This window comes from uncultured Alcanivorax sp., from assembly GCF_947258575.1.
Lineage (GTDB): Bacteria > Pseudomonadota > Gammaproteobacteria > Pseudomonadales > Alcanivoracaceae > Alcanivorax.
This window is the reverse complement of the sequence record NZ_CAMYIV010000007.1, coordinates 16378-39198: the sequence shown is the minus strand read 5'-3', so window position 1 is coordinate 39198 and position 22821 is coordinate 16378. Positions and strand designations below refer to the sequence as shown.

21 protein-coding genes are annotated in these 22821 nt (G+C 57.4%); 18 read left to right on the top strand and 3 right to left on the bottom strand.

Translation table 11 applies throughout. The annotated features are described in order from the left end of the window. Positions 1–14: 14 nt before the first annotated feature. Positions 15–986, bottom strand: coding sequence for a polyprenyl synthetase family protein (locus Q0Y02_RS07935; RefSeq protein ID WP_297766781.1), 972 nt, complete (start codon positions 984–986; stop codon positions 15–17). Between the two features lie 239 nt (positions 987–1225). Between Q0Y02_RS07935 and rplU the strand changes: the two genes are divergently transcribed. The 4 genes from rplU to proB all read left to right on the top strand — a co-directional run bounded on the left by rplU (position 1226) and on the right by proB (position 4322). Beyond that, the gene (gene rplU / locus Q0Y02_RS07930) at positions 1226–1537 is read left to right on the top strand and encodes a 50S ribosomal protein L21 (RefSeq protein WP_297766779.1); all 312 of its coding nucleotides are present in this window, start codon (positions 1226–1228) and stop codon (positions 1535–1537) included. A gap of 30 nt (positions 1538–1567) precedes the next feature. Beyond that, on the top strand, positions 1568–1828 hold the full coding sequence (rpmA, locus tag Q0Y02_RS07925) for a 50S ribosomal protein L27 (protein WP_297766777.1): 261 nt from the start codon (positions 1568–1570) through the stop codon (positions 1826–1828). Positions 1829–1998: 170 nt separating this feature from the next. Continuing rightward, positions 1999–3186, top strand: a complete 1188-nt coding sequence (gene cgtA, locus Q0Y02_RS07920) for an Obg family GTPase CgtA (protein WP_297766775.1) — start codon at positions 1999–2001, stop codon at positions 3184–3186. Between the two features lie 23 nt (positions 3187–3209). Next, positions 3210–4322 (top strand): glutamate 5-kinase, encoded by a 1113-nt coding sequence (gene proB, locus Q0Y02_RS07915; RefSeq protein ID WP_297766773.1) that lies wholly within the window; start codon positions 3210–3212, stop codon positions 4320–4322. 148 nt (positions 4323–4470) lie between these two features. Here the strand turns inward: proB and rpsT are convergent, their stop codons facing one another. Beyond that, entirely contained in the window at positions 4471–4737 is a 267-nt protein-coding gene (gene rpsT, locus Q0Y02_RS07910; protein WP_035250031.1) for a 30S ribosomal protein S20, read from the bottom strand. A gap of 225 nt (positions 4738–4962) precedes the next feature. Between rpsT and murJ the strand changes: the two genes are divergently transcribed. The 14 genes from murJ (at position 4963) to Q0Y02_RS07840 (ending at position 21401) form a co-directional block, all read left to right on the top strand. Continuing rightward, positions 4963–6528 carry a murein biosynthesis integral membrane protein MurJ gene (gene murJ / locus Q0Y02_RS07905; RefSeq protein WP_297766770.1) on the top strand — a complete coding sequence of 522 codons (1566 nt, stop codon included), beginning with the start codon at positions 4963–4965 and terminating at the stop codon, positions 6526–6528. 153 nt (positions 6529–6681) lie between these two features. Continuing rightward, on the top strand, positions 6682–7650 hold the full coding sequence (ribF, locus tag Q0Y02_RS07900; RefSeq protein ID WP_297766768.1) for a bifunctional riboflavin kinase/FAD synthetase: 969 nt from the start codon (positions 6682–6684) through the stop codon (positions 7648–7650). Then, the gene (gene ileS, locus Q0Y02_RS07895; RefSeq protein ID WP_297766766.1) at positions 7647–10457 is read left to right on the top strand and encodes an isoleucine--tRNA ligase; all 2811 of its coding nucleotides are present in this window, start codon (positions 7647–7649) and stop codon (positions 10455–10457) included. The genes ribF and ileS overlap by 4 nt, the downstream gene beginning before the upstream one ends. Then, a complete protein-coding gene (lspA, locus tag Q0Y02_RS07890; RefSeq protein ID WP_297766764.1) occupies positions 10450–10974 on the top strand; it encodes a signal peptidase II in 525 nt (174 codons plus the stop codon). The genes ileS and lspA overlap by 8 nt, the downstream gene beginning before the upstream one ends. Next, the gene (locus tag Q0Y02_RS07885) at positions 10967–11437 is read left to right on the top strand and encodes a peptidylprolyl isomerase (RefSeq protein WP_297766763.1); all 471 of its coding nucleotides are present in this window, start codon (positions 10967–10969) and stop codon (positions 11435–11437) included. Before lspA ends, Q0Y02_RS07885 begins: the two co-directional genes overlap by 8 nt. Before the next feature lie 102 nt (positions 11438–11539). Beyond that, a complete protein-coding gene (gene ispH / locus Q0Y02_RS07880; protein ID WP_297766762.1) occupies positions 11540–12475 on the top strand; it encodes a 4-hydroxy-3-methylbut-2-enyl diphosphate reductase in 936 nt (311 codons plus the stop codon). Between the two features lie 396 nt (positions 12476–12871). Then, positions 12872–13396 carry a GspH/FimT family pseudopilin gene (locus Q0Y02_RS07875; RefSeq protein ID WP_297766761.1) on the top strand — a complete coding sequence of 175 codons (525 nt, stop codon included), beginning with the start codon at positions 12872–12874 and terminating at the stop codon, positions 13394–13396. Then, positions 13396–13878: a type IV pilus modification protein PilV gene (gene pilV / locus Q0Y02_RS07870; protein ID WP_297766759.1), complete on the top strand. Its 483-nt coding sequence runs from the start codon at positions 13396–13398 to the stop codon at positions 13876–13878. The genes Q0Y02_RS07875 and pilV overlap by 1 nt, the downstream gene beginning before the upstream one ends. A 12-nt stretch (positions 13879–13890) precedes the next feature. Beyond that, positions 13891–14934, top strand: a complete 1044-nt coding sequence (locus tag Q0Y02_RS07865; RefSeq protein ID WP_297766757.1) for a PilW family protein — start codon at positions 13891–13893, stop codon at positions 14932–14934. A 9-nt stretch (positions 14935–14943) separates the two neighbouring features. Continuing rightward, positions 14944–15492 carry a PilX N-terminal domain-containing pilus assembly protein gene (locus Q0Y02_RS07860; RefSeq protein ID WP_297766755.1) on the top strand — a complete coding sequence of 183 codons (549 nt, stop codon included), beginning with the start codon at positions 14944–14946 and terminating at the stop codon, positions 15490–15492. Between the two features lie 151 nt (positions 15493–15643). After that, complete coding sequence (locus Q0Y02_RS07855; protein WP_297766753.1) at positions 15644–19006, top strand: PilC/PilY family type IV pilus protein; 3363 nt, start codon at positions 15644–15646, stop codon at positions 19004–19006. Positions 19007–19054: 48 nt separating this feature from the next. Next, a complete protein-coding gene (locus Q0Y02_RS07850; RefSeq protein ID WP_297766752.1) occupies positions 19055–19471 on the top strand; it encodes a type IV pilin protein in 417 nt (138 codons plus the stop codon). Between the two features lie 213 nt (positions 19472–19684). Next, positions 19685–20248 (top strand): GspH/FimT family pseudopilin, encoded by a 564-nt coding sequence (locus Q0Y02_RS07845; RefSeq protein ID WP_297766750.1) that lies wholly within the window; start codon positions 19685–19687, stop codon positions 20246–20248. A 76-nt stretch (positions 20249–20324) separates the two neighbouring features. Then, complete coding sequence (locus Q0Y02_RS07840) at positions 20325–21401, top strand: FAD-dependent oxidoreductase (protein WP_297766749.1); 1077 nt, start codon at positions 20325–20327, stop codon at positions 21399–21401. A gap of 43 nt (positions 21402–21444) precedes the next feature. Here the strand turns inward: Q0Y02_RS07840 and Q0Y02_RS07835 are convergent, their stop codons facing one another. Beyond that, positions 21445–22821, bottom strand: a complete 1377-nt coding sequence (locus Q0Y02_RS07835; protein ID WP_297766747.1) for a sigma-54 dependent transcriptional regulator — start codon at positions 22819–22821, stop codon at positions 21445–21447.

Below are 22821 nucleotides of genomic sequence, written 5' to 3'. Positions count from 1 at the left end.
GCCTGTTGCGGTTTTCAATAGGTCCGCTTGAGAGATTCTTCCGCCAGGGTGAACAGGGTCTCCTTGTAAGGGGAGGCCGGCACCGCAGCGATGGCGTCCAGGGCCAGGCGCGTATGCTCGGCGGCCTTGTCCACCGTATATTGCAGACCACCGCTGGCCTGAACGGTTTCAATAATATGCTGCAGATGGTCCAGGCCGCCGTTGCGAATGGCATCCTTGATCAGTTTGGCCTGCTCCGCACTGCCGTTGGCGATGGTGTAGATCAGCGGCAGGGTGGGTTTGCCCTCGGCCAGGTCGTCGCCCACATTCTTGCCCAGCTCGTTGGCTTCGCCCTGGTAGTCCAGCACATCGTCGATAAGCTGAAAGGCAATGCCCAGATGGCGGCCGTAGGCGGCGAAGGCATCCACGAAGTCAGTGTTTTCGTCGGCCCCCAGAACGGCGCCGGTTTCCGCCGCCGATTCAAACATCTTGGCGGTCTTGTGGTGGATCACCCGCATGTAGTTGTCTTCGCTGGTGTTGGGGTCGCGCACATTGATCAGCTGCAGCACCTCACCCTCGGAGATGGTATTGGTGCTCTGGGAGAAAATATCCAGCAACCGCGAGTGCCTGAGGCCCACCATTAGCTGCAGGGCGCGTGAAATCAGGAAATCGCCCACCAGTACACTGGCGGCATTGCCCCATACGGCGTTGACCGTGGGGCGTCCGCGACGCAGGTTGGACTCGTCCACCACGTCGTCGTGGAGCAGGGTCGCGGTATGCAGGAACTCGATAATGGCGGCCACATCCACATGGCGCTCGCCATGATAGCCCGAGGCGCGGGCACACAGGATGGACACCAGCGGACGCAGGCGTTTGCCACCGGACTGGACGATATAATCCCCCACCTCGCGGATCAGCGGGACATTGGAATCCAGGTGGTGGTTGATAAACTGGTTCACCGCCGCGAAGTCATCTTCGACGACAGCATAAATGGCCTTGAAATCCATGCACTTGTGTCCAGACAGAAGGTGGGCGCAACAGCGGGCAATGCTAGCAGTGGCTGGCGGCTAGTCAAGGAAAGCCCATTCCCTGTGAAGGCCGCGGCAGCGGGCAGAATCAGGGCTTGTTCAGGGGCGGTGTTTCACGTACACTTCGCGACCCAATTTCATCCTCTGCCTGGCCTGCAAGTGACGATGCTTCTGAACTGGAGTCGTCCGCCTGAGTGGAGTCGTGCTGGAGCACATGCATGTACGCAGTAATTAAAACCGGTGGCAAGCAGTATCGCGTTGAAGAAGGCGATGTTGTGCGCATCGAGAAAATTGAAGTGGCCACCGGCGAATCCGTGGATTTCGACCAGGTGCTGCTGGTTGCCAACGGCGATGACGTGAAAGTCGGCCAGCCGATGCTGGATGGCGCCAAGGTAACCGCTGAAGTGCTGGAGCAGGGCCGTCACAAGAAGATCAAGATTGTGAAGTTCCGTCGCCGCAAGCACTCCCGCAAGACTCAAGGTCATCGCCAGTGGTACACGGCGGTGAAAATCACCGGGATCCAGGGCTGATCCTTAGACATTTGAAGAGAGGATTGAGACATGGCACATAAGAAAGCCGGTGGTAGTACTAAGAACGGACGCGATTCGGAAAGTAAACGCCTTGGCGTGAAACGCTATGGCGGTCAAGTGGTTAGCGCTGGTGAAATCATCGTTCGCCAGCGTGGCACCAAATTCCACGCTGGTGGTAACACCGGCATGGGCAAAGACCACACCATCTTTGCCAAGGAAGCTGGTCGCGTTAAGTTCGAAACCAAGGGTCCGCTGAGCCGCAAGTTTGTGGTGATCGAGCCCGTGGCCTGATCCGAAAGGGTCAGAAAAAGCCCCGCGAGGCTCCTGCCCGCGGGGCTTTTTTGTGTCAGGCTGCCTGCAGGCGGCGTGGGCAAAAGCGCGCGAACAGATCCAGGACATTGTGGTTAGTGGCCCGTGTGCTGCCCTACAATGGCATCCATCCAGTAATAGAGTGTCCCCCAATGCAATTTGTCGATGAAGCCACCATTGAAGTTCACGCCGGTAAGGGCGGTGATGGCTGTCTGAGTTTCCGGCGCGAAAAATACGTGGAATTCGGCGGCCCGGATGGTGGCGACGGCGGTGCCGGCGGCAGTGTGCTGGTGAAGGCGGACACCAATCTGAATACCCTGGTGGATTACCGTTACGACCGCAATTTCAAAGCCCGTAACGGCGAGGGCGGCAAGGGCCGGCAGATGACCGGCAAATCCGCCGACGACGTCGTGTTGCTGGTGCCGGTGGGTACCACCATCGTCGATGTGGATACTGATGAGGTGCTGGCGGATCTGACCGATCCGGAAAAACCGGTGATGATTGCTCTGGGTGGTCGCGGCGGTCTGGGTAACATCCATTTCAAGAGCAGTACCAATCAGGCGCCGCGCAAGATCACCAAGGGCAAGCCGGGTGAATCCCGTCGCCTGCGCCTGGAATTGAAAGTGCTGGCGGATGTGGGGCTGCTGGGCATGCCCAATGCGGGCAAGAGCACCCTGATCCGGGCCATTTCTGCCGCCAAACCCAAGGTGGCGGATTATCCGTTTACCACCCTGGTGCCCAATCTTGGCGTGGTGAAGGCGGATCGCCATCGCAGTTTTGTGGTCGCTGATATTCCCGGCCTGATCGAAGGGGCCGCAGAAGGGGCGGGTTTGGGGATTCGTTTCCTCAAGCATCTGGCGCGCACCCGCTTGCTGCTGCACGTGGTGGATTTGGCGCCAATGGATGGCAGTAGTCCGGCAGATCACATTGATGCCATTGCCGACGAGCTGGACCGCTTTTCTCCTGCTCTGGCCGAACAGGAGCGCTGGCTGGTGTTCAACAAGATTGATCTGCTGGCGGATGATGAAGCGCAGGCGCAGGCGGATGCCATCGTTGAGGAGCTGGGCTGGCAGGGTCCGGTGTTCCGCATTTCTGCTGCTGCGGGGGTGGGCTGCGAAGACCTGGTCTACGCCCTGATGAACGCCATTGAGGATCGTCGCCGGCTGGAGCAGGAAGACCCGGATTATGCCGCTGCTCAGCAGGATCTGCGCGCCCGCCTGGAAGAAGAGGCCCGGGAGAAGGTGCAGGAGCTCAAGGCGGATGCGCGTCGAGCTCGCCAGAATGATAGCGACGATGACGATGATGATGACCACGATGTGGAAGTGGTTTACGAACCCTGATCAGGTGTGATTAAGGAGCGGGTGTGGCGGATCGCCAGCGTTGGGTAATCAAGATAGGCAGTGCCCTGCTGACCAATGACGGCAAGGGGCTGGATTGTGCGTTGATGCAGTCCTGGGTGGACCGCATGGTGGCGCTGCGTGAGCAGGGCATCGAAGTGGTGATTGTATCCTCCGGTGCCGTTGCAGAAGGGATGACCCGGCTGGGCTGGGCCTCCCGTCCGGATTCCGTGCACGAGTTGCAGGCCGCGGCTGCGGTGGGCCAGATGGGGCTGGTGCAGGCCTGGGAGTCGCGCTTTCAGAAGCACAATCTGCACACCGCCCAGGTGCTGCTCACCCATGATGACTTGTCTGATCGCAAGCGCTATCTCAATGCCCGCTCCACGTTGCTGACCCTGTTGGGTTTTTCGGTGGTGCCGGTGGTGAACGAGAACGACACCGTGGTCACCGATGAAATTCGCTTTGGCGACAACGATACCCTGGCGGCGCTGGTGGCGAATCTGATCGAGGCGGACCGGCTGGTGATCCTTACCGATCAGGATGGCCTCTTCGATGCCGACCCTCGCAGCAACCCCGGTGCCAAATTGATCCGCGAAGCGCGGGCGTCGGACCCGGATATTGCCCGCGTCGCTGGCGGTGGCGGATTATTGGGGCGTGGCGGCATGGCCACCAAGGTGCGTGCCGCCAAGCTGGCTGCCCGCTCCGGGGCGTCGACAACCATTGCCTCCGGCCGCAGCCCGCAGGTATTGGCAGAGCTGGCCCAGGGGCAAGGGCCCGGCACCACCTTGCTGCCGGATACCTCGCCCATGAATGCCCGCAAGCAGTGGCTGGCCGGGCATCTGCAGATGCGTGGTCGTGTGGTGCTGGATGCCGGGGCGGTGCGCCGTATCCGGGATGGCGGCTCCAGCCTGCTGCCGGTGGGTGTGGTGGATGTGTTCGGCCAGTTCTCCCGAGGAGAAATGGTGGCCTGTGAAAGCGAGCAGGGCGAGCGTATCGGCTGTGGTCTGGCCAATTATGATGCTGCCGACGCCCGTCGAATTTGTGGCAAGAAAAGCGCAGAGATTGCCGATGTGCTGGGCTTCATGAATGAAGAGGAGCTGATCCACCGGGATAATATGGTGGTGTTTGACGCCGGCTGACGTGGTGGAAGTGAGAGGCAACGAGGAGCGGCAGGCAAAACCAAAACCGGTATGGATTGTTGAAACTGGCTCCTTGCAGCTCGCCACTGATTTTTGGGCATAAAAAAACCGGCCAATGGCCGGTTTTTTTAACGCGAGCGCGTCAGACTCAGGCAGCCATCGCCTTGATCTTGGCGTTCAGGCGGCTCTTGTGGCGAGCGGCCTTGTTCGGGTGAAACTTACCCTTGCGGGTGGCTTTATCCAGCACAGACACCGCCTGGGTATAAGCTTCCTGAGCGCTGCCTTGGTCGCCGGACGCAATAGCCGCGTTCACCTTTTTCAGGTATGTGCGCACCATGGAGCGCATCGCTGCGTTGTGCTGACGGCGGTTTTCCGCCTGACGCGCACGCTTGCGTGCTTGCGGTGAGTTAGCCAAGGTCCTGCTCCTATACTTTAAATTCGAAGGTCAAATTCGGGTTGTGACACTGGCCGCTGAGGCCGACCCTACCTGTTGTGATCAAAAAACACGCGGGTCATGGTCTAAAGACGCGCAACTATGCCGATCCGGCGGCCCGATGTCAATGGTATGTGGGGGCGGAAATCATCATTCTGGCGGTTTGGGCAGCCTTTGTTTACTCTTGCCCGGTTTGCTGGAGGCATCATGACCGAACCCACAGAAAAGACCCCGAAAAAAGCCGGTTTAATGGCCTCCACCGCCCTGGTGGCGACCATGACCATGCTGTCGCGGGTGCTCGGGCTGGTTCGGGATGTGGTGATCGCCCGTATGCTGGGGGCTTCCGCCGGGGCCGATGCCTTCTTCGTTGCCCTGAAAATCCCTAATTTCTTCCGTCGTCTTTTTGCCGAAGGGGCCTTTAACCAGGCGTTTGTGCCGGTGCTCAGCGAGTATCGCAGCAGAGGCAGCATGGCGGCCACCAAGCTGTTGGTGGACCGGGTAGCCGGGACCCTGGGAACCGTGGTGGCGTTGATCACGCTGGTGGGGATGCTGGCGGCGGCAGGGGTGGTCTGGCTGTTCGCTCCGGGTTTTGGCGATGACCCGGTGAAACGGGCGCTGACCGTGGAAATGCTGCGGCTGACCTTTCCTTATCTATTCTTTATTTCCCTGACCGCCTTTGCCGGCGGCATTCTCAATTCCTGGAACCGCTTTGCAGTGCCGGCCTTTACGCCGGTGTTGTTGAACTTGAGCCTGATCGGTTGCGCCCTGTTCCTGGCGCCGCAGTTTGCCGAAGATCGGATGGCGGTGGCGCTGGCCTGGGGGGTGTTGATCGCCGGGGTGGCGCAGTTGTTGTTCCAGCTACCGTTTCTGGCGCGGTTGAACCTGATGCCGGTGCCGCGTATGGGCTGGTCGGACCCGGGGGTGCGCAAGATCATGACATTGATGATCCCGGCCCTGTTCGGGGCGTCGGTCTATCAGCTCAACTCCCTGGTCAATACAGTGCTGGCATCGCTGCTGGAAACCGGGTCGGTGACCTGGCTCTACTATACCGACCGGCTGATCGAGCTGCCGCTGGGCATTTTCGCGGTGGCCATCGGCACGGTGATCCTGCCCAGCCTGTCCAGCAAACATGTGGATGCTTCTGGTGAGGCGTTTTCCCGCACCCTGGACTGGGCGATTCGCATGGTGCTGTTGATTGGTCTGCCGGCGGCATTGGCGTTGGCGGTACTGGCTGAGCCGTTGTTGTCCACGCTGTTCCAGTACGGCGAATTCACCGCCTTTGATGTGGCGAAAACCGCGGAGTCTCTGCGTGCGTATAGTACCGGCCTGTTGGCGGCCATGCTGATCAAGGTGCTGGCGCCGGGCTTTTATGCTCGTCAGGATACCCGCACCCCGGTGAAGATCGGCGTGATCGCCATGCTGGCGAATATGGCGTTTGGCGCCATGCTGGTGTGGGAGTGGCGCCATGTGGGGCTGGCCACGGCCATGGCGCTATCGGCCTGGCTCAACGCCGGGTTGTTATACCTGGGGCTGCGCCGGGCCGGAGTGTATCAGCCGCTCAAGGGCTGGCTGTTGCTCTGGGCTCGGATAATCTTTGCCGGTACGGCCATGGCGGCGGTCACGTACTGGCTGTCGTTGCAGACCCAGGCCTGGACCGAGGCCGGGGTGTGGAACCGGGTCGGCTGGCTCAGCTTGATCGTGGCTTCAGGGCTGGCGATTTACGGGATTAGCCTGCTGCTCCTGGGGCTGCGCCCACGTCATTTGCGCCGCTGATTTCCGGCAAGAGGTGCAAAGGGCGCTGTCTTTACTCCCTGTGAGTGCCATGTCTTTGCCGGTTAACCGTTTTTCCCGCCGGTCGCTGTCACGGGCGCATACAAAACCATGGGCGAGCCTGTATAATCGGGCGTCTTTTGAGACGAGGATGAGATGCGACTGATTCGCGGCATTCACAATCTGCGCGACAGGCATCGCGGCTGCGTGGCCACCATTGGCAATTTCGATGGGGTGCATCAGGGGCATCAGCGGATTCTGGATCAGGTGATCTCAGAAGCCCGCCGCCGTGGCCTGAAGGCCACGGTGATGCTGTTCGAGCCGCAACCTCAGGAATTTTTTGCGCCGCAGCAGGCGCCGGCCCGGCTCATGTCCCTGCGCGACAAGCTGATTGCCCTGCGTGACGCGGGGGTGGATCAGGTGCTGTGTGTGCGGTTCAACGAGCGGTTTCGCTCCCTGACCGCCGAGGCCTTTGTGAAATCCCTGCTGGTGGACGGACTGGGAGTGGAATACCTGGTGGTGGGGGATGATTTCCGTTTCGGCTGTGGCCGCGACGGGGATTTCGCCTACCTGCAGCAGGCCGGCGAGCAGTTCGGTTTCGCTGTGACCGACACCGCCACCTGCGAAATCCACGGCGAGCGGGTGTCCAGCACCCGGGTTCGCGCGGCGCTCAGTGCCGGTGATTTTGCCCTGGCGGAAACCTTACTGGGTCGCCCCTTTGCCATCAGTGGTCGGGTGCGTCATGGCGACAAGATCGGTCGCACCCTGGATCTGCCCACGGTGAATCTGGCGCTCAAGCGTCTGCACTCGCCGCTGGCGGGGGTATTTGCGGTGACGGTCAGTGGCGCCGGGCTAACGAGTCAGGTCGGCGCCGCCAACATGGGCGATCGGCCCACGGTGAACGGCACGGAAAATCGCCTGGAAGTGCATCTGCTCGACTACAGCGACGCGGGTGTTGGCAAGGACAGTCTGTACGGCAAGCATTTGACGGTTGCCTTTCGCCATTACGTTCGGGCGGAAGAGAAATTCGCGGATCTGGATCAGCTCAAGACTGCCATCTGGCAGGACGTGCAAGCGGTCCGGGACTACTTTGAAAAGACGGGATTATCTAAGACGGGACTATGACGGACTACAAGGCAACGCTTAATCTTCCCCAAACCGACTTTCCCATGAAAGCCGGCTTGTCCCAGCGCGAACCGGCGCGTCTGAAAGAGTGGCAGCAAAAGCAGCTCTACCAGAAGATCCGTGAGGCCTTTGCCGGCCGTCCCAAGTTCATTCTTCACGATGGCCCTCCGTACGCCAACGGCGACATTCATATCGGCCATGCGGTGAACAAGATCCTCAAGGACATGATCGTCAAGTCCCGCACCCTGGCCGGCTTTGACGCCCCCTATGTGCCGGGCTGGGATTGTCATGGTCTGCCCATCGAGCTGATGGTGGAAAAGAAGGTCGGCAAGGCCGGCCACAAGGTGGATGCCGGTACCTTCCGCAAGAAGTGTCGCGAATACGCGAGCAAGCAGGTGAATGGCCAGAAGGCGGACTTCATGCGCCTGGGTGTGTTCGGTGACTGGGACAATCCCTACCTGACCATGGATTACGCCTTCGAGGCGAACATCATCCGTTCCCTGGGCAAGATCGTTGACAACGGCCACCTGCAGCAGGGCTTCAAGCCGGTGCACTGGTGCCTGGATTGCGCCTCCGCCCTGGCGGAAGCGGAAGTGGAATACTACGACAAGACTTCCCCGGCCATCGATGTGGCGTTCAGCGTGGTGGACGTGGCGGACTTTGCCGCCCGCTCTGGCATCGAGGCCACCGCGCCGGCGCTGGTGATCTGGACCACCACGCCCTGGACCATACCCGCGAACCGGGCGGTGGCGGTGCATCCGCAGCTGGACTATGTGCTGCTCAGCGGCGAGCTGGATGGCCAGCATCGTGAGCTGCTGGTGGCCGAGGCGCTGGCGGACGATCTGGTGGAGCGCTGGGGCATGGAAAGCGTGTCCCGCTCTGCCACCGTGCAAGGCGACAAGCTGGAAATGCTGGCTTTGCAGCATCCGTTCCTGGGCGCCCAGGTGCCGGTGATTCTCGGTGAGCACGTGACCACCGATGCCGGTACCGGCCTGGTGCACACGGCGCCCGGCCACGGTGCGGACGACTTTGTGGTGGGCCAGCAATACGATCTGGACCCGATCAGCCCGGTGCTGGACAGCGGCCTGTTCCGTGACGACCTGCCGGTGGTCGGTGGCGTGCATGTGAGCAAGGCCAACGAGCCGGTGATCGAGGCATTGCAGGCAAGCGGTGCCCTGGTGAAGCTGGCAAAAATCGAGCACAGCTACCCGCATTGCTGGCGCCACAAGACGCCACTGATCTTCCGCGCCACCGCCCAGTGGTTCGTTTCCATGGACAAGGCCGGGCTATTGCCTCGCGCCCGTCAGGAAATCGACAAGGTGCAGTGGCTGCCGGAGTGGGGCAAGGCGCGCATCGAAGGCATGCTCACCGATCGCCCGGATTGGTGTATCTCCCGCCAGCGCACCTGGGGCGTGCCCATTGCGCTGTTCGTGAACAAGGAAACCGGTGAACTGCACCCGGATACCCCGGCACTGATCGAACAGGTGGCTCAGCGGGTGGAACAGGAAGGCATTGATGCCTGGTTCGATCTGGCGCCCGCCGAGCTGCTCGGCGAGCAGGCGGACCAGTACAGCAAGGTCACCGATACCCTGGATGTGTGGTTTGATTCCGGCGTCACCCATTACTGCGTGCTGGATCAGCGCCCACAGCTGGAAACACCGGCGGACCTGTATCTGGAAGGCTCCGACCAGCACCGTGGCTGGTTCCAGTCGTCCTTGCTGACCAGCCTGGCGGTTCGCGATGCGGCACCTTACAAAACCGTGCTGACCCATGGCTTCACCGTGGACGAGCAGGGCCGCAAGATGTCCAAATCCGTCGGCAATGTGATCGCGCCCCAGGAAGTGTGGAATGATCTGGGCGCCGATATCCTGCGCCTGTGGGTGGCGGCCACCGATTATCGTGGTGAGATGTCCGTGTCCAAGGACATCCTCAAGCAGATGGGCGACAGCTATCGCCGTATCCGTAACACCAGCCGTTTCCTGCTCTCCAACCTGAGCGGTTTCGACCCGGCTGCCGATGCGCTTGAGCCGGAGCAGATGCTGGCGCTGGATCGCTATATCGTCGATCGCGCCCTGCAACTGCAGGAAGAGATTCAGGGGTTGTACGACGGCTACCATTTCCATCAGGTCTACCAGAAGCTGCACAATTTCTGCGCCCTGGATCTGGGTGGCTTCTACCTGGATATCATCAAGGATCGCCAGTACACCACCCAGGCGGATTCCGTGGCGCGTCGCTCCTGCCAGACGGCCCTTTATCATATCGCCCAGGCGCTGGTGCGCTGGATGGCGCCGGTGCTCAGTTTCACCGCCGAGGAAATCTACGAAAACCTGCCCGGCGAGCGTCTCGATTCCGTGTTCCTGGCGGAGTGGTATACGGGGCTTTTCGCCCTTACCGATGCGGATATGGATCGCGCCTTCTGGCAGCAGGTGCAGGACGTGAAGCAGGCGGTGAACAAGGCCATCGAGAATGCCCGCCGCGACAAGCTGATCAAGGGCGGGCTCGGTGCCGAGGTGGTGCTCTATGTGGATGATGGGCAGCGGACCCTGCTGAATCGTCTCGGTGATGAGCTGCGCTTTGTCACCATCACCTCTGCGGCCACCCTCAAGTCTCTGGGCGAGGCGCCTGCCGAGCTGGAAGACACGGCGGTGAGCGGCTTGAAGGTGCAGGTGCTGGCCAGTGAGTATGGCAAGTGCGCGCGTTGCTGGCACCACCAGCCGGATGTGGGCTCCCATGCGGAGCATCCGGAGTTGTGTGGCCGTTGCGTGACGAACGTGGATGGCGAGGGTGAGGTGCGACGTTATGCCTAAGGCGGCAGATACCTCATCTTCTGAAAGCAGCAAGCGGCTGCTGCCGGGGCAGCTGATCTGGTTGTGGCTCACCGGTGTGGTGATTGCCCTGGACCAGATCACCAAGCATATGGTGGTCGCCCGGTTTGATCTCTACGAGCGGCTGGAAGTGATGCCGTTCTTTAATCTGACTCTGGCCTATAACCCCGGTGCGGCATTCAGCTTTCTGGCGGATGCGGGGGGCTGGCAGCGCTGGTTCTTTACGGCCATTGCGTTGGGTGCCTCGGTACTGATCCTGGTCTGGCTGACCCGCCTCACTGCTGCCGAGAAACTGCAGGGCGTAGCGCTGGCGCTTATTCTGGGCGGGGCCCTGGGTAATTTCTACGACCGGCTGGTGCTGGGGCATGTGGTGGATTTTCTGGATTTCTACTGGGGTAACAGTCACTTCCCGGCCTTCAATATCGCCGATACCGCCATTACCATCGGCGCCGGCCTGATACTGCTGGATATGCTCCTGGGAGCGAAAAAGCATGACTGAGATTCTCCGCGCGGGCCCGGAAACCCGTATCACTCTGCACTTTGCGGTGCGTCTGATGGATGGCACCGAGCTGGATTCCACCTTCGGCGGTGAGCCGGCGGCCTTTGTCTGGGGTGACGAATCCCTGCTGCCAGGCTTTGAGAATGCCTTGCGCGGCCTCAAGGTCGGTGATCGCCGAAGCGTTTTCCTGGAGGCGAACAAGGCTTTCGGCGATTACAACGACGACAATGTGCAGCATTTCACCCGGGATACCTTTGCCCAGTACGACACCCTCGAGCCGGGCATGGTGCTCAGCTTTGCCGATGCCGCCGGTGGAGAGTTGCCGGGGGTGATCAGCAAGGAGGAGGATGGCTGGGTCTATGTGGACTTCAACCACCCTCTGGCCGGGCGGGATCTAACCTTTGAGGTGGAGATCATCGCTGTGGAACGCTATGCGCCGGAGCAACCCGTTACTCTGAATTGATGCCGGACGGGGAGGGGCTGGTCTGCTGGATGGCATTGGCCATGGTCGCAGATCGAGGTCTTTCCCGGTTACAATGGTCGCATCAGTTACGCAGGACTCCCTATGCAAATCCGACTCGCCAACCCCCGTGGCTTCTGTGCCGGGGTGGATCGCGCCATCGATATCGTCAACCGGGCGCTGGAAGTGTTCGGACCGCCGATCTATGTGCGCCACGAGGTGGTCCACAACCGTTATGTGGTGGACGATCTGCGTCAGCGCGGGGCGGTGTTTGTGGAAGAGCTCCACGAAGTGCCGGATGACGCCATCGTCATCTTCAGCGCCCATGGCGTATCCCAGGCCGTGCAGCAGGAAGCAGAGCGCCGCCAGTTGAAGGTGTTCGACGCTACATGCCCGTTGGTCACCAAGGTCCATATGGAAGTGATCCGCTACGCCCGCGAAGGCCGCGAGAGCATTCTCATTGGCCATGCCGGCCACCCGGAAGTGGAAGGCACCATGGGTCAGTACGACAAGGCCAATGGCGGCGATATCTATCTGGTGGAAGACGAGGCGGATGTGGCGACGCTTCAGGTCCGTGACCCGGACACCCTGGCCTTCGTGACCCAGACCACCCTCAGCGTGGATGATACCGCCCGGGTCATCGATGCCCTGCGCCAGCGGTTTCCCAATATCCTTGGTCCCAAGCGTGAGGATATCTGCTACGCCACCACCAACCGTCAGGACGCCGTGCGCCAGCTGGCCCTGGAATGCGGCCTGGTGCTGGTAGTGGGCTCGGTGAACAGCTCCAACTCCAACCGTCTGCGGGAGCTGGCCGAGCGCTGCGGCGCCGAAGCCCACCTGCTCGACGACCCCTCCCAGATCGACCCTGCCTGGCTCAAGGGCAAAACCGCCGTCGGCGTCACCGCTGGCGCCAGCGCTCCTGAAGAGCTGGTCCAGCAGGTCATCACCACCCTCAAATCCCTGGGCGGCTCCGACGCCGAGGAAATCCCCGGCCGCGAAGAGAACATTCGTTTCTCCATGCCCAAGGCGCTGCGCTCTTAGGTACGACCGCTCGCGCTATTCGCTCTGCCTGAAGCCTTGAGCATCAGTGTCTCCGACTCTGCACCGTGAGTGACCTCAGGAGTCGGTGCTTCCTTGCTGTCCTTCCGCGCTTCCTTTGGTTTTGCAGGTGTGTCCTCGCAATGTCCGTTGGCCGTTTGTGTGGTGTGCCGGTACGCCGGTCCCGGTTTTCCTGCCGTTCGATGCCGTTTATGCGCATGACCTTTTTTTCTTGGTCTTAATCCCTTTCTGGCTAGTATTAAAGTGTGAGAGATATCACACCAGAAAGTACCAAAAACTATTATTTTTCAGCGGCTTATACCGTTCATTACCGACGAAGCTCCGTTAGTCCCCAGTGCACTTGTTTGCGTGAGTGGGGGGGCTAAAGTGAACCGGTAAATGGAATGGGAGCAAACTGCTGTGCCGGCTTTCAGAGATAGGCAACGAGGATTCACATTGATTGAACTCATGATCACGATTGCCGTGGTTGCCGTTGTGGTGGGGTTTGCGATGCCGCAACTCGGGAGCATGATCCGCAATGGCCAGATGGTGAGTCAGGGCAACAGTCTGCTGGGGGGGGTGCAATACGCCCGCGGTGAGGCCTTAGCCAGGGGGCAGATCGTGAGAATGTGCGGTAGCAGTGACGGTGTCAGCTGTGATGGTGAATGGGGTCGAGGCTGGATCGTTTTCGCGGATGAAGATGCAGATGGTTCTCTGGATGCCGGTGAGGTTTTGCGTACAGACACTTCTGATACGGCAATAGATTCGTCTACGGCAGGACATTTCGTGTTCACGCATCAGGGGCGGCGAGGTGGCGGATTGGAAACGCTCACCATAAAGCGCAGCGATTGTGGTAGCGAGGGCTCGCGAACCTTGAGCGTTACCGCAGGTGGCCGAACCTCAATGAATTCAGGGGGCTGCTGATGATGACGCGCAATAGCGGTTTCAGTTTGATTGAAGTGTTGGTGGCGTTGCTCATCCTGTCTGTTGGGCTATTAGGCATTGCGGGTATGCAGACGTTGAGCGTGCAGATGAATGTCAGTGCCAGACAGTCCTCTCAGGCCACCTACCTGGCCTATGAAATTATTGATCGCATGAGGGCAAATCGGCAGGCGGCGCTGGCGGGCGACTACAACCATGACAGTGATGGCTGCCAGGACATTCCCGGAGGTAATAGCGTGGCTGATACCGATCTGGCGGCCTGGCTGAATGTTCTTTGCGGCATGACGGATGATGGCAATACAGCTCCTGCAATGCTGCCACAGGATGCGGCAGCTGGAACAGGGGCGTCGGTTGATGTTGATGATGGCATCGCTACGGTCACTGTCAGCTGGTACGACGAGCGCTGGGAAGATGATGAAAATAGTGACCCGGTGCGGACTGTGACCGTGCAGGTTGAATTATAGGAGCAGCTCCAGATGTTGATGCAGCCAAACAGACAGAAAGGGATTGGCCTGGTCGAAATTATGGTGGCCCTGGTGGTCAGCTCCCTGCTGGTGGCCGGTGTAGTGCAGATCTTTATCAGTAACCGTCAGGCCTATCAGCTGCAAAGTGAGCTGGCCGAATTGCAGGAAAATGGTCGCTTTTCTTTTCAGTTCCTCACCCAAGACCTTCGTATGGCAGGTTATATGGGGTGTAGCCGTAACCTGGAAGTAAGAAACAATCTCAATAACCCGGACCAATATGCCTATAACCTGGGAGGGGAGGCGATTACCGGTTTATACGTTGATGGAGCTGGAACTTTGTCCGGCGTTATTCCTCTAGGACTTGATCTGGGTGATCTGACGCCTAATACGGATGTAGTCATGCTTCGCAGGGCCGGTGACGGCTCTGTAGATTTGCGTCCGCCATTTCGAGACCAGGCAAACCCTGCGAACACCCTGGTTTTGAAAGACCATGATCTGAAGAAAGAAGACATTGTGGTGGTGTCCGATTGCACAAACGCCACTATTGTCCAGCTCTCCAGCTCGCCCGGAGGAAATAACACTTCCATTACTCACAATACGGGCGGAAGTGTTTCGCCGGGCAACAGCACTAAAGATCTGGGTAGCAATTATGGCCAGGGCGCAACAGTTTCGCGAATGATGAACATTATCTACTACGTTGCAGAAGGTGTGGATGGTGCGCCTGCTTTATTCCGCAAACTGGGCACGGACCCGGGTGAGGAATTGCTGGGTGGGGTGGAGCAATTCCGCCTTACCTATGGCGCAGATATTGATGGCGATGGTGATCTGGATGGCGCCTACCAAACTGCCCAGCAGATTGATGCCAACGCAGCGATTGGTTGGGAAAATGTGATTGCTGTGCGAGTGGATATGCTGATGCGTGGCGATAGTGATGCCTTGGTGGATTCAGATGCTGGACAAAACCTGGTTTTCAATGGAACGGTTGAAAACTTCACCGATGGTTTTCTGCGCCAGGGAATGAGTAGCACTGTGACCGTTCGCAATCGGGTGCCGTAAGGAAAAGTTATGACTTATTTTTCGTTTTCTCATTTTTCCAGACAGCGCCAGCAAGGTGCAGCTTTGCTGATGGGGCTGGTGTTATTGCTGATCATGACGTTGTTGGGTATCAGTTCTATGCGAAGCACTACCCTGCAGGAACGAATGGCGGGGGCCATGCATGACCAGAATCTGGCATTGCAGACTGCCGAGAGTGCTTTGCGGGCAGGTGAGCAGGATCTGGTTGGTACCGTGACCCTGGATTTCACCCAGACCGGTTGGTACGACAGCAACGAAAGCGAGGATCGGCCTGACTGGAAGAACAATGCAACTGATACTAGTCATGTTGGAAAGAAAGGCGTGGTAACCCATGAACCGAATGATGTGAACTGGACAAATCCTCCACAGTTTTTCGTAGAACGAATTCCTGTTGTGGCGGCTGATAGCAGCCAGGGTGGCTCCATGGCCTTGGGAGACGGCACCGTAAATACAGAGTACGACATGTATCGAATTGTGGCGCGAGGTTTTGGCAACAATACTCGCTCAGTTGTTGTTGTGGAAAGCACCTATCGACGCTAAAGCCTGGCCAGAAAGAAGTGGTTGGACCGTGTCTATAGTTTGGTTTTGGATGTTAACAGTAGCGGAATTTTAGGCGTTTCATGCCTTCGTGATTCATTGAAGGTAATGAGACCAAAAGACTCAAAACTCCTTGTAGGGGGTGGAGGTTGTGATGATGGGAAAAAGGGTGATCAAGCGCATGCAATACCCTGTAAAGTTAGTGTTTCTTGCGCTTTGCTGTTTGCTGTCAAGCGGTAGAGTGATGGCTGTCAGTCTGGCGGACTCTCCGCTCTTTATCGGTGCGGGCGCAGAGCCAAATATCATGTTTGTCTTTGATGATTCCGGGTCCATGCGCTGGGGGTTTATGCCGGACTCTCTGGATAATCATTTCAACGTGGGCAATTGTAGTAATAGCAATCAAGGCTGGTATGCCGGAGAATATCTGTGCTTTTACTTCAGTAATAATAATCGCCAATTTTTGGCTTCAAATTATCTGAACAAGCAGTATTATGATCCTTCCCAGCAGTATCTGCCGCCTCCTAAAGGTGATGGAAGTGACTATCCTTCGGTGAGTTTTATTGATGCGCCGGTAAATGGTTACGACAACAATTCCCCCAAGTTAAATCTCTCCAATAATTATCGGGCAATCATCGACGATTATTTCTATACAAGTCAGGGTGGCTTTACGCTCAGTCATAACGCCCAGGCGGAGCCTGCATTCTATTTTGAATTTATTGATACGGTTTCAGGCTGTGTGGCTGACCCTTACTCTGGCGGCTGTTATTCAAAAGTGAATGTTGCCAATCAAAGTGCAGAGCAAAAGCAGAATTTTGCAAACTGGTTTTCCTATTACCGAACGCGGACCATGTCTGCCAAGGCTGGCATTGGTAAAGCATTTGACTCCGTCAAATCAGATGTGCGTGTCGGTTACGGAAGATTGAACAAAGACGGGACGCTGGTAAAAGGGGTGTCCCCCTTCCAGGTGGATAGCAACCGCAATAGTTTCTTTTCCTGGCTCTACGGTGTCGATCCCAGTGGTAGTACGCCATTGAGAAAGTCGCTGGATGATGTCGGTAAATATTATTCTCTCACTGATGACAAAGGCCCCTATAGCTCTACGCCTGGAGAGGATGGAGGGAGCAATTACGAGTGCCGTTCCAGCTACTCGGTTCTTATGACAGATGGATACTGGGGAGGGGATAGCCCCGGCGTGGGTAACCAGGATGGGGAGTCTGGAAAAGAATACACCGATGAAGATGGTCAGGTGTTCGGTTATACGAAAGAAAATCCATTTAGTGATGATCATTCCAATACGCTGGCCGATGTGGCGATGAAGTATTGGAAAAATGATCTTCAGCCGGATTTGGCAAATAAAGTTGCCGCTTCGGAACGAAATCCGGCTTTCTGGCAACATATGGTGACTTATGGTGTTGGTCTCGGGGTGACTGGTTCGATCGATCCGGATACCGCATTTAAAGCCATTGTGGATCCCTCTATTCCCATAGCTTGGGGTGACCCGGCAAATAATAGCGAAGCCAAAATTGACGACCTGCTTCATGCAGGGGTTAACAGTCGTGGTGGTTTTTTCAGTGCCGCTGAGCCGGCGGCATTCGCCAAAGAGCTCTCCAATACTTTGAAGGATATCGTAGATCGCGGGGCATCCTCGTCTGCGTCTATCGTTGCAAACTCCACTCGCCTTGATACAGACAGCCTTGTCTATCAGGCGCGTTTCAATCCGGAAAGATGGAGTGGTGATTTGCTGGCATTCGCCCTTGAAAAAAACGGCGATGTCAAAACCAGACCGAAATGGAGTGCCGCCGACAAGCTGGATGCCATGGCGCTTGTAGACCGGAATTTGCTGGTAGGAACGGCAGCCGGCCTGGAAAAGTTTGATGCGAGCTTCGTGGGAGGCAATTCCGAACTGGCTGCCTGGTTGAGAGGTGATAGACGTCAGGAGCAGGCCAATGGCGGAAAGTTCCGGGACAGAGATACGCGTCTTGGCGACATCGTCAATTCTAACCCGGCTTATAGTGGTCGTCAGGGGTATGGGTATCAACACCTGGGCGATACCGTCCAGGCTCCTAAATACAACGTTTTCAAATCTACTCAGAACAGCCGTAGAGAAGTGGTTCTCGTGGCTGCGAACGACGGCATGCTGCATGGCTTTGACGCAGACACGGGCGACGAGCTATTCGCTTATATTCCCGGTTTTGTTCTGGATGAGCTGCCTCAGCTGGCCGATGTGAACTATAACCACAAGTACTTTCTCGATGGCTCTGTGATTGTTACCGATGCATGGGTCGGTGATGCAGATACTGGCGGATGGCGGACTCTGGCGGTAGGAACCTCTGGTGCCGGCGGTCGGGATATTTATGTGCTGGACATTACTGATCCGGTAAATCCCGAGTTGTTATGGGAGCGAAGTGATAATGCCGGTGGGCAGTTGGGTGAGGGTATTAATGAGGTTTCGGTGATACCGACTCTGATTCCTGCCAGCGGTAATAATCCTGCAGAAATTAACTGGGTTCTGGCCATGGGTAATGGCTACAACTCCAGTGATGAGACAGCCCGGCTCCTGTTGTTCGATTTGGACGATGGCTCCCTCGAGGCGACGGTGCCGGTTGGCGTGCCAGGGGGTAATGGATTGTCCGGTATTACTGCGATCAATGCTTCCGGTAAAAAACCGGTTGCCGACACGATTTATGGCGGCGACCTGAATGGGGACTTGTGGAAGTTTGACCAGGATAAAAATGGTGACTGGAAAGTGGCTATTCAGTCGGGGAAAAATGCTGTGCCCCTGTTTGATGGTGAGCCCAGCCAACCGATTACCAGTCGGCCGGACCTTGCCAAGGTGGAGTTTGAGGAAGATGAAGACCGGGTCACCATGGTGTATTTCGGTACAGGTAAGTATCTGGAGCTTAATGATGTTACCGACGCCAGTATTCAGGTGCTTTACGGCATAAAAGATACTTCCACCACCGTTGCTAAGGATGACTTGCTGGAGCAAACCATTGAGTTCCAGACAGAACTCAATGTTGATGGGCGCTCGGTGCCGATACGGGTTGTGTCAGACAATATTCCCTCAGATAAGGACAACAGCGATGACGCTGGTTGGTCCATGGAACTGATTTACAACAATAATGCTGAAGGTGAACGCTCGGTGGTTCGTCCTGTTATTCACGAAACTGCGGTGCTTTTCACGACACTCATCCCCAGTAGCGATCCTTGCTCCGGTGGTGGCAATAGTTGGGTCATGGCCCTGGATAAGGGTACTGGTGGACGTATTGCAGAGGGGGTCTTTGACCTGAATGATGACGGCGTTGTTGATGAGGATGACTTTGTCGGCGTTAATCAGGACAAGATTCCACCCAGCGGCTTTGGTTCCGACAAGCTTCTCACCCGCCCCAATATTCTTGGTGGCCCTGGCGGAGTCGATGTGGTGCACTCCAGTGATTCCAGTGGCGATGTGACCCGTTTCAATATCAAGGGTTCCGGCGAGCTGATCGGTAGACACTCCTGGCGCCAGCTGCGCTGATTGAATGAATAACTCAGCGCGGTGAAAGCCGCGCTGTTGGAGGCAATAGTGGGTAACGGATTTTTCAGACAGCAAGGTGTAACGCTTGTTGAATTAATGATTGTGGTTCTGATTATCGGGATATTGTCAGTTGTTGCGTACCCCAACTATCAGAATCATGTAGAGCGTGGCCGGGTTTCTGAGGCAAGGGTTGCGCTGACCAGCGCGGCCAACCTGATGGAGCGTTGTTATTCGACTCGTGGCACCTATGCAGATTGTCCGGCATTGGACTCGCCGATCATGTCAGACACAGGTTTCTATTCTGTTGATGACTCTTCGGCTGATGCTAATAGCTTCACGCTGCAAGCGACACGAGCTAAAGCAACGAGTGGCAACCAATGCGGAAATTTGACGCTGACACAGAGCGGTGCGACCGATGTCACGGGAACGGCTCCCTGGGGGGCAGATCGTTGCTGGGGTAAATAATTCGTCGCCCTTTTGAATAAAAGCTACGTGACGCTAAAGCACAGTTTGCGATGAGCGAGCTGTGCTTTTTTTATGTGGGTTATTTCGCCATTGTTGTCAGCTTTTCGCCTATAGAAAAAAGGTAATTTATAGCGTCGTTTTGACGTTATCGCCTCTGCCTTCTGATTTCCTCTGCCTTCATTCTGGTTTTCCATTCAGGCGTGGGGAGCTCAGATGCATGGGAAATATCAGCATGGAGTGACATTGCTGGAGGCGTTGATTGCACTGGTACTGATGGCGCTTCTTGTGTCAGGGGCTGTAAGCAGTGTTTCTTCCTTGCTGGCAAGGCATCGTTTAATTACCTTTCAGCATGATATCTATCATGCTTTGATATTGGCTCGTCATCATGCTGTTAGTCATGGCAGGTGGGTGGTCATATGTCCGGTATCTGATCAAGGAGGATGCGCTCTTCCCAAGGGTGACTGGAATCGTGGCTGGCGTGTGTTTGAAACTACCGGCAGTTATGACTGCAAGATTGAAAGCACTGGTCTGTGCAGTCATGGAGGGCGCGTATTGCTGGAGCATGGCCCGGTGCATGGTGAGTTTCGTGTTGAAGTGAATAGCCACCTGGCCCGGCGCGCCAGATTCAACGCCATGGGTTTTAGTCATGGCTACAACGGCCGTATAACCGTTTGCTCCCGGCAATCGGGGTCGTCATTGGGGTTGGTTGTTGCGCAAAGCGGTCGGGTGCGCAAGGCTCGAGCTGATGAAGTGCTGCCTTGTAATTCTGGCCATTAATAAGACTGCCAAAATATCGTGTTTATAGCCTCTATGGTATGGTTGTCCGCCCTGATTAAACAGACATGGCGGAAGCATGCGAGGGCGCAATAAAGCGGATATAACCATCGTTGGTGCCGGTATTCTTGGCTTGCTTGGTGCGTTAGAGCTGGTCCAGCGGGGGGTGTCTGTCACCATTGTCGATGATGCTGCGCGACGGCCTGCTTCCTGGGCGGGCGGCGGTATCCTTTCGCCTCTGTATGCCTGGCGTTACTCCGAGGCCATGAATCAGCTTGCCCGAGAGGCGGTTCCCCGTTATCAAACTATTGTGGCGCTTTTATCCGCGGCAGGTTTGCCGGTGGATGGCTTGTTGTACCAAAGCGGTATGTGGGTGGCTACCCGCCCTGTAGAGCAAGAGATGGCGTTGCAGTGGGCCGCATCACAGAGCTGGGAAGCCCGGCCATGCCTGGCGGAGCGGGTCATGTCGGGTAGCCCCGCTGGGGACGGAGTCTTTTTCCCACATCTGGGTAGTATCCGCAATCCCCGATTGTTGCGCCAGCTGAGGGCTTATCTGCGCCGCTCCGGGGTGACCTTCGTGAATGCCAGGGTGACGGCACTGCATCCTGAAGATAGAGGGGGGCGTTTGATCCTTCAGGATGGTCAGGTGTTGGTGGCGGAGACGGTTTTGCTCTGTGCCGGAGCCTGGAATGATCGGCTGCTGGCTGAATTGGGGCCGTCACCTGCACTTTTTCCGGCTAAGGGAGAGATGCTGTTGTACCAGCTGCCAGCGGGGAGGGTGCCTTCGATCATGCTGACCGAGGAGGGTTACCTCATCCCGCGCAGTGATGGCGCTGTGCTGGTTGGTTCAACATTACGTCGGGGTGATGCCAGTGATTACCCGTCGGTAAATGGTCGCTATCGGCTGGAATCGCTTGCCAGCCATTTGCTGCCTGAACTTGCTTTGCACAAACCGGCGTTTCACTGGTCCGGTGTGCGCCCGGGTTGTGATCGCGACCACCCCTGGCTGGGTGCTATTCCCGGCCGGAAAGGCTGGTTCGCAGCAGCAGGTTGTTATCGAAATGGCTTGGTGGCAGCTCCCGCCTGTGCCGCCCTGTTGGCACAGCTGATTTGCGAAGAGCCGACTGAGCTGGATTCTCAGTTATACGCCTTTTGAATGTGCGATATAGCTTTTACGTAAAGAAGCAAAGGGGGAAGGTTTACTCTTCTTCCCGGTCCAGCTCCAGCTTCTTGAGCCGGTAACGCAGAGACCGGAATGTCATGCCCAGCTTTTTCGCGGCAGCAGTCCGGTTCCAGTGCGTTGCATCCAGAGCCTTGAGAATTTCCTGTTTTTCTATGTCTTGAAGAAAGTCTTCCAGCGGTTGATGCAGGGGGCGATCGGGGGTGGTGTGGGTTTCCGGTGCGTGGGCGGTGGTGGACGCAGGTAGCGTATCTGCTTGCAGGCGAAGATGCTCTTCATGGATTTCCGCGCCGTCACACAGAGTCAGGGCTCGCTCCAGAGTGTTTTCCAGCTCCCGCACATTGCCCGGGTAAGCGTACTGCTCCAGGGTTTTCATTGCCGTTGTGCTGACTATCGGGGGCGAGATTTCCCAGGCTTCGCTGAGGCGCTTGAGAATATGGCCGACCAGAGCAGGGATATCTTCCTGACGTTCACGCAACGGGGGAACATGGGCTTCAATGACATTCAGCCGATAGAAAAGATCCTGCCGGAAGCGCCCTTCCGCCATTTCATGAGCCAGGTCCTTGTGGGTAGCGCAAAGGATACGAAGGTTGACCTGAAATTCCCGGGTCTCACCCACCGGGCGAACGGATTTTTCCTGAATGGCTCGTAGCAGTTTGACCTGCATGTGCAAGGGCAGGTCAGCCACTTCATCCAGAAACAGGGTGCCGCCATCGGCTTCGCGGAACAGGCCCTTGCGGTCTTCCACGGCCCCGGTGAACGCCCCTTTGCGATGGCCAAAAAACTCGCTTTCCATCAACTCCGACGGAATGGCGCCGCAGTTGACGGCGACAAAGGGTTTTTCCCGCCGAGAGCCCAGATTGTGTATCAGGCGGGCAATACGCTCCTTGCCGCTGCCGGATTCGCCGCTGATGTAGATTGGCGCCTGGCTGCGTGCCAGTTTGCGGACCTGAGCTTTCAGGGCGCGCATGCTCGGCGCTTCGCCGATCAGGTTGTCCTCTTCCTCGTGGTGGTCTTCCACTTCGTTGATGTCCAGCCCGTCTTCAATCAGCTGGCGCAGTCGATCCAATGCCACAGGCTTGGCAATAAAGTCATAGGCCCCGTACTTCATGGCATCGGTGGCGGTTTCCATGCTGCCATAAGCCGTAATGACGGCGGTGGGCATTTCCGGGCAATGCCGGGCAATAAACTGCAGCAGCTCGAGCCCGGTGCCATCGCCCAGATTCATATCCGTCAGACAAAGGTCGAATCTGCTATCGGCAAGGGCTGCTTTGGCTGCGCCGAGCGATTCGGCGGCTGTGGCCTTGAGCTTCATGCGCCCAAGGGTGATGACAAGCAGTTCGCGCAGATCGGCTTCGTCGTCTACAACCAGTACGTGTGGGGTGTCAGCACTCAT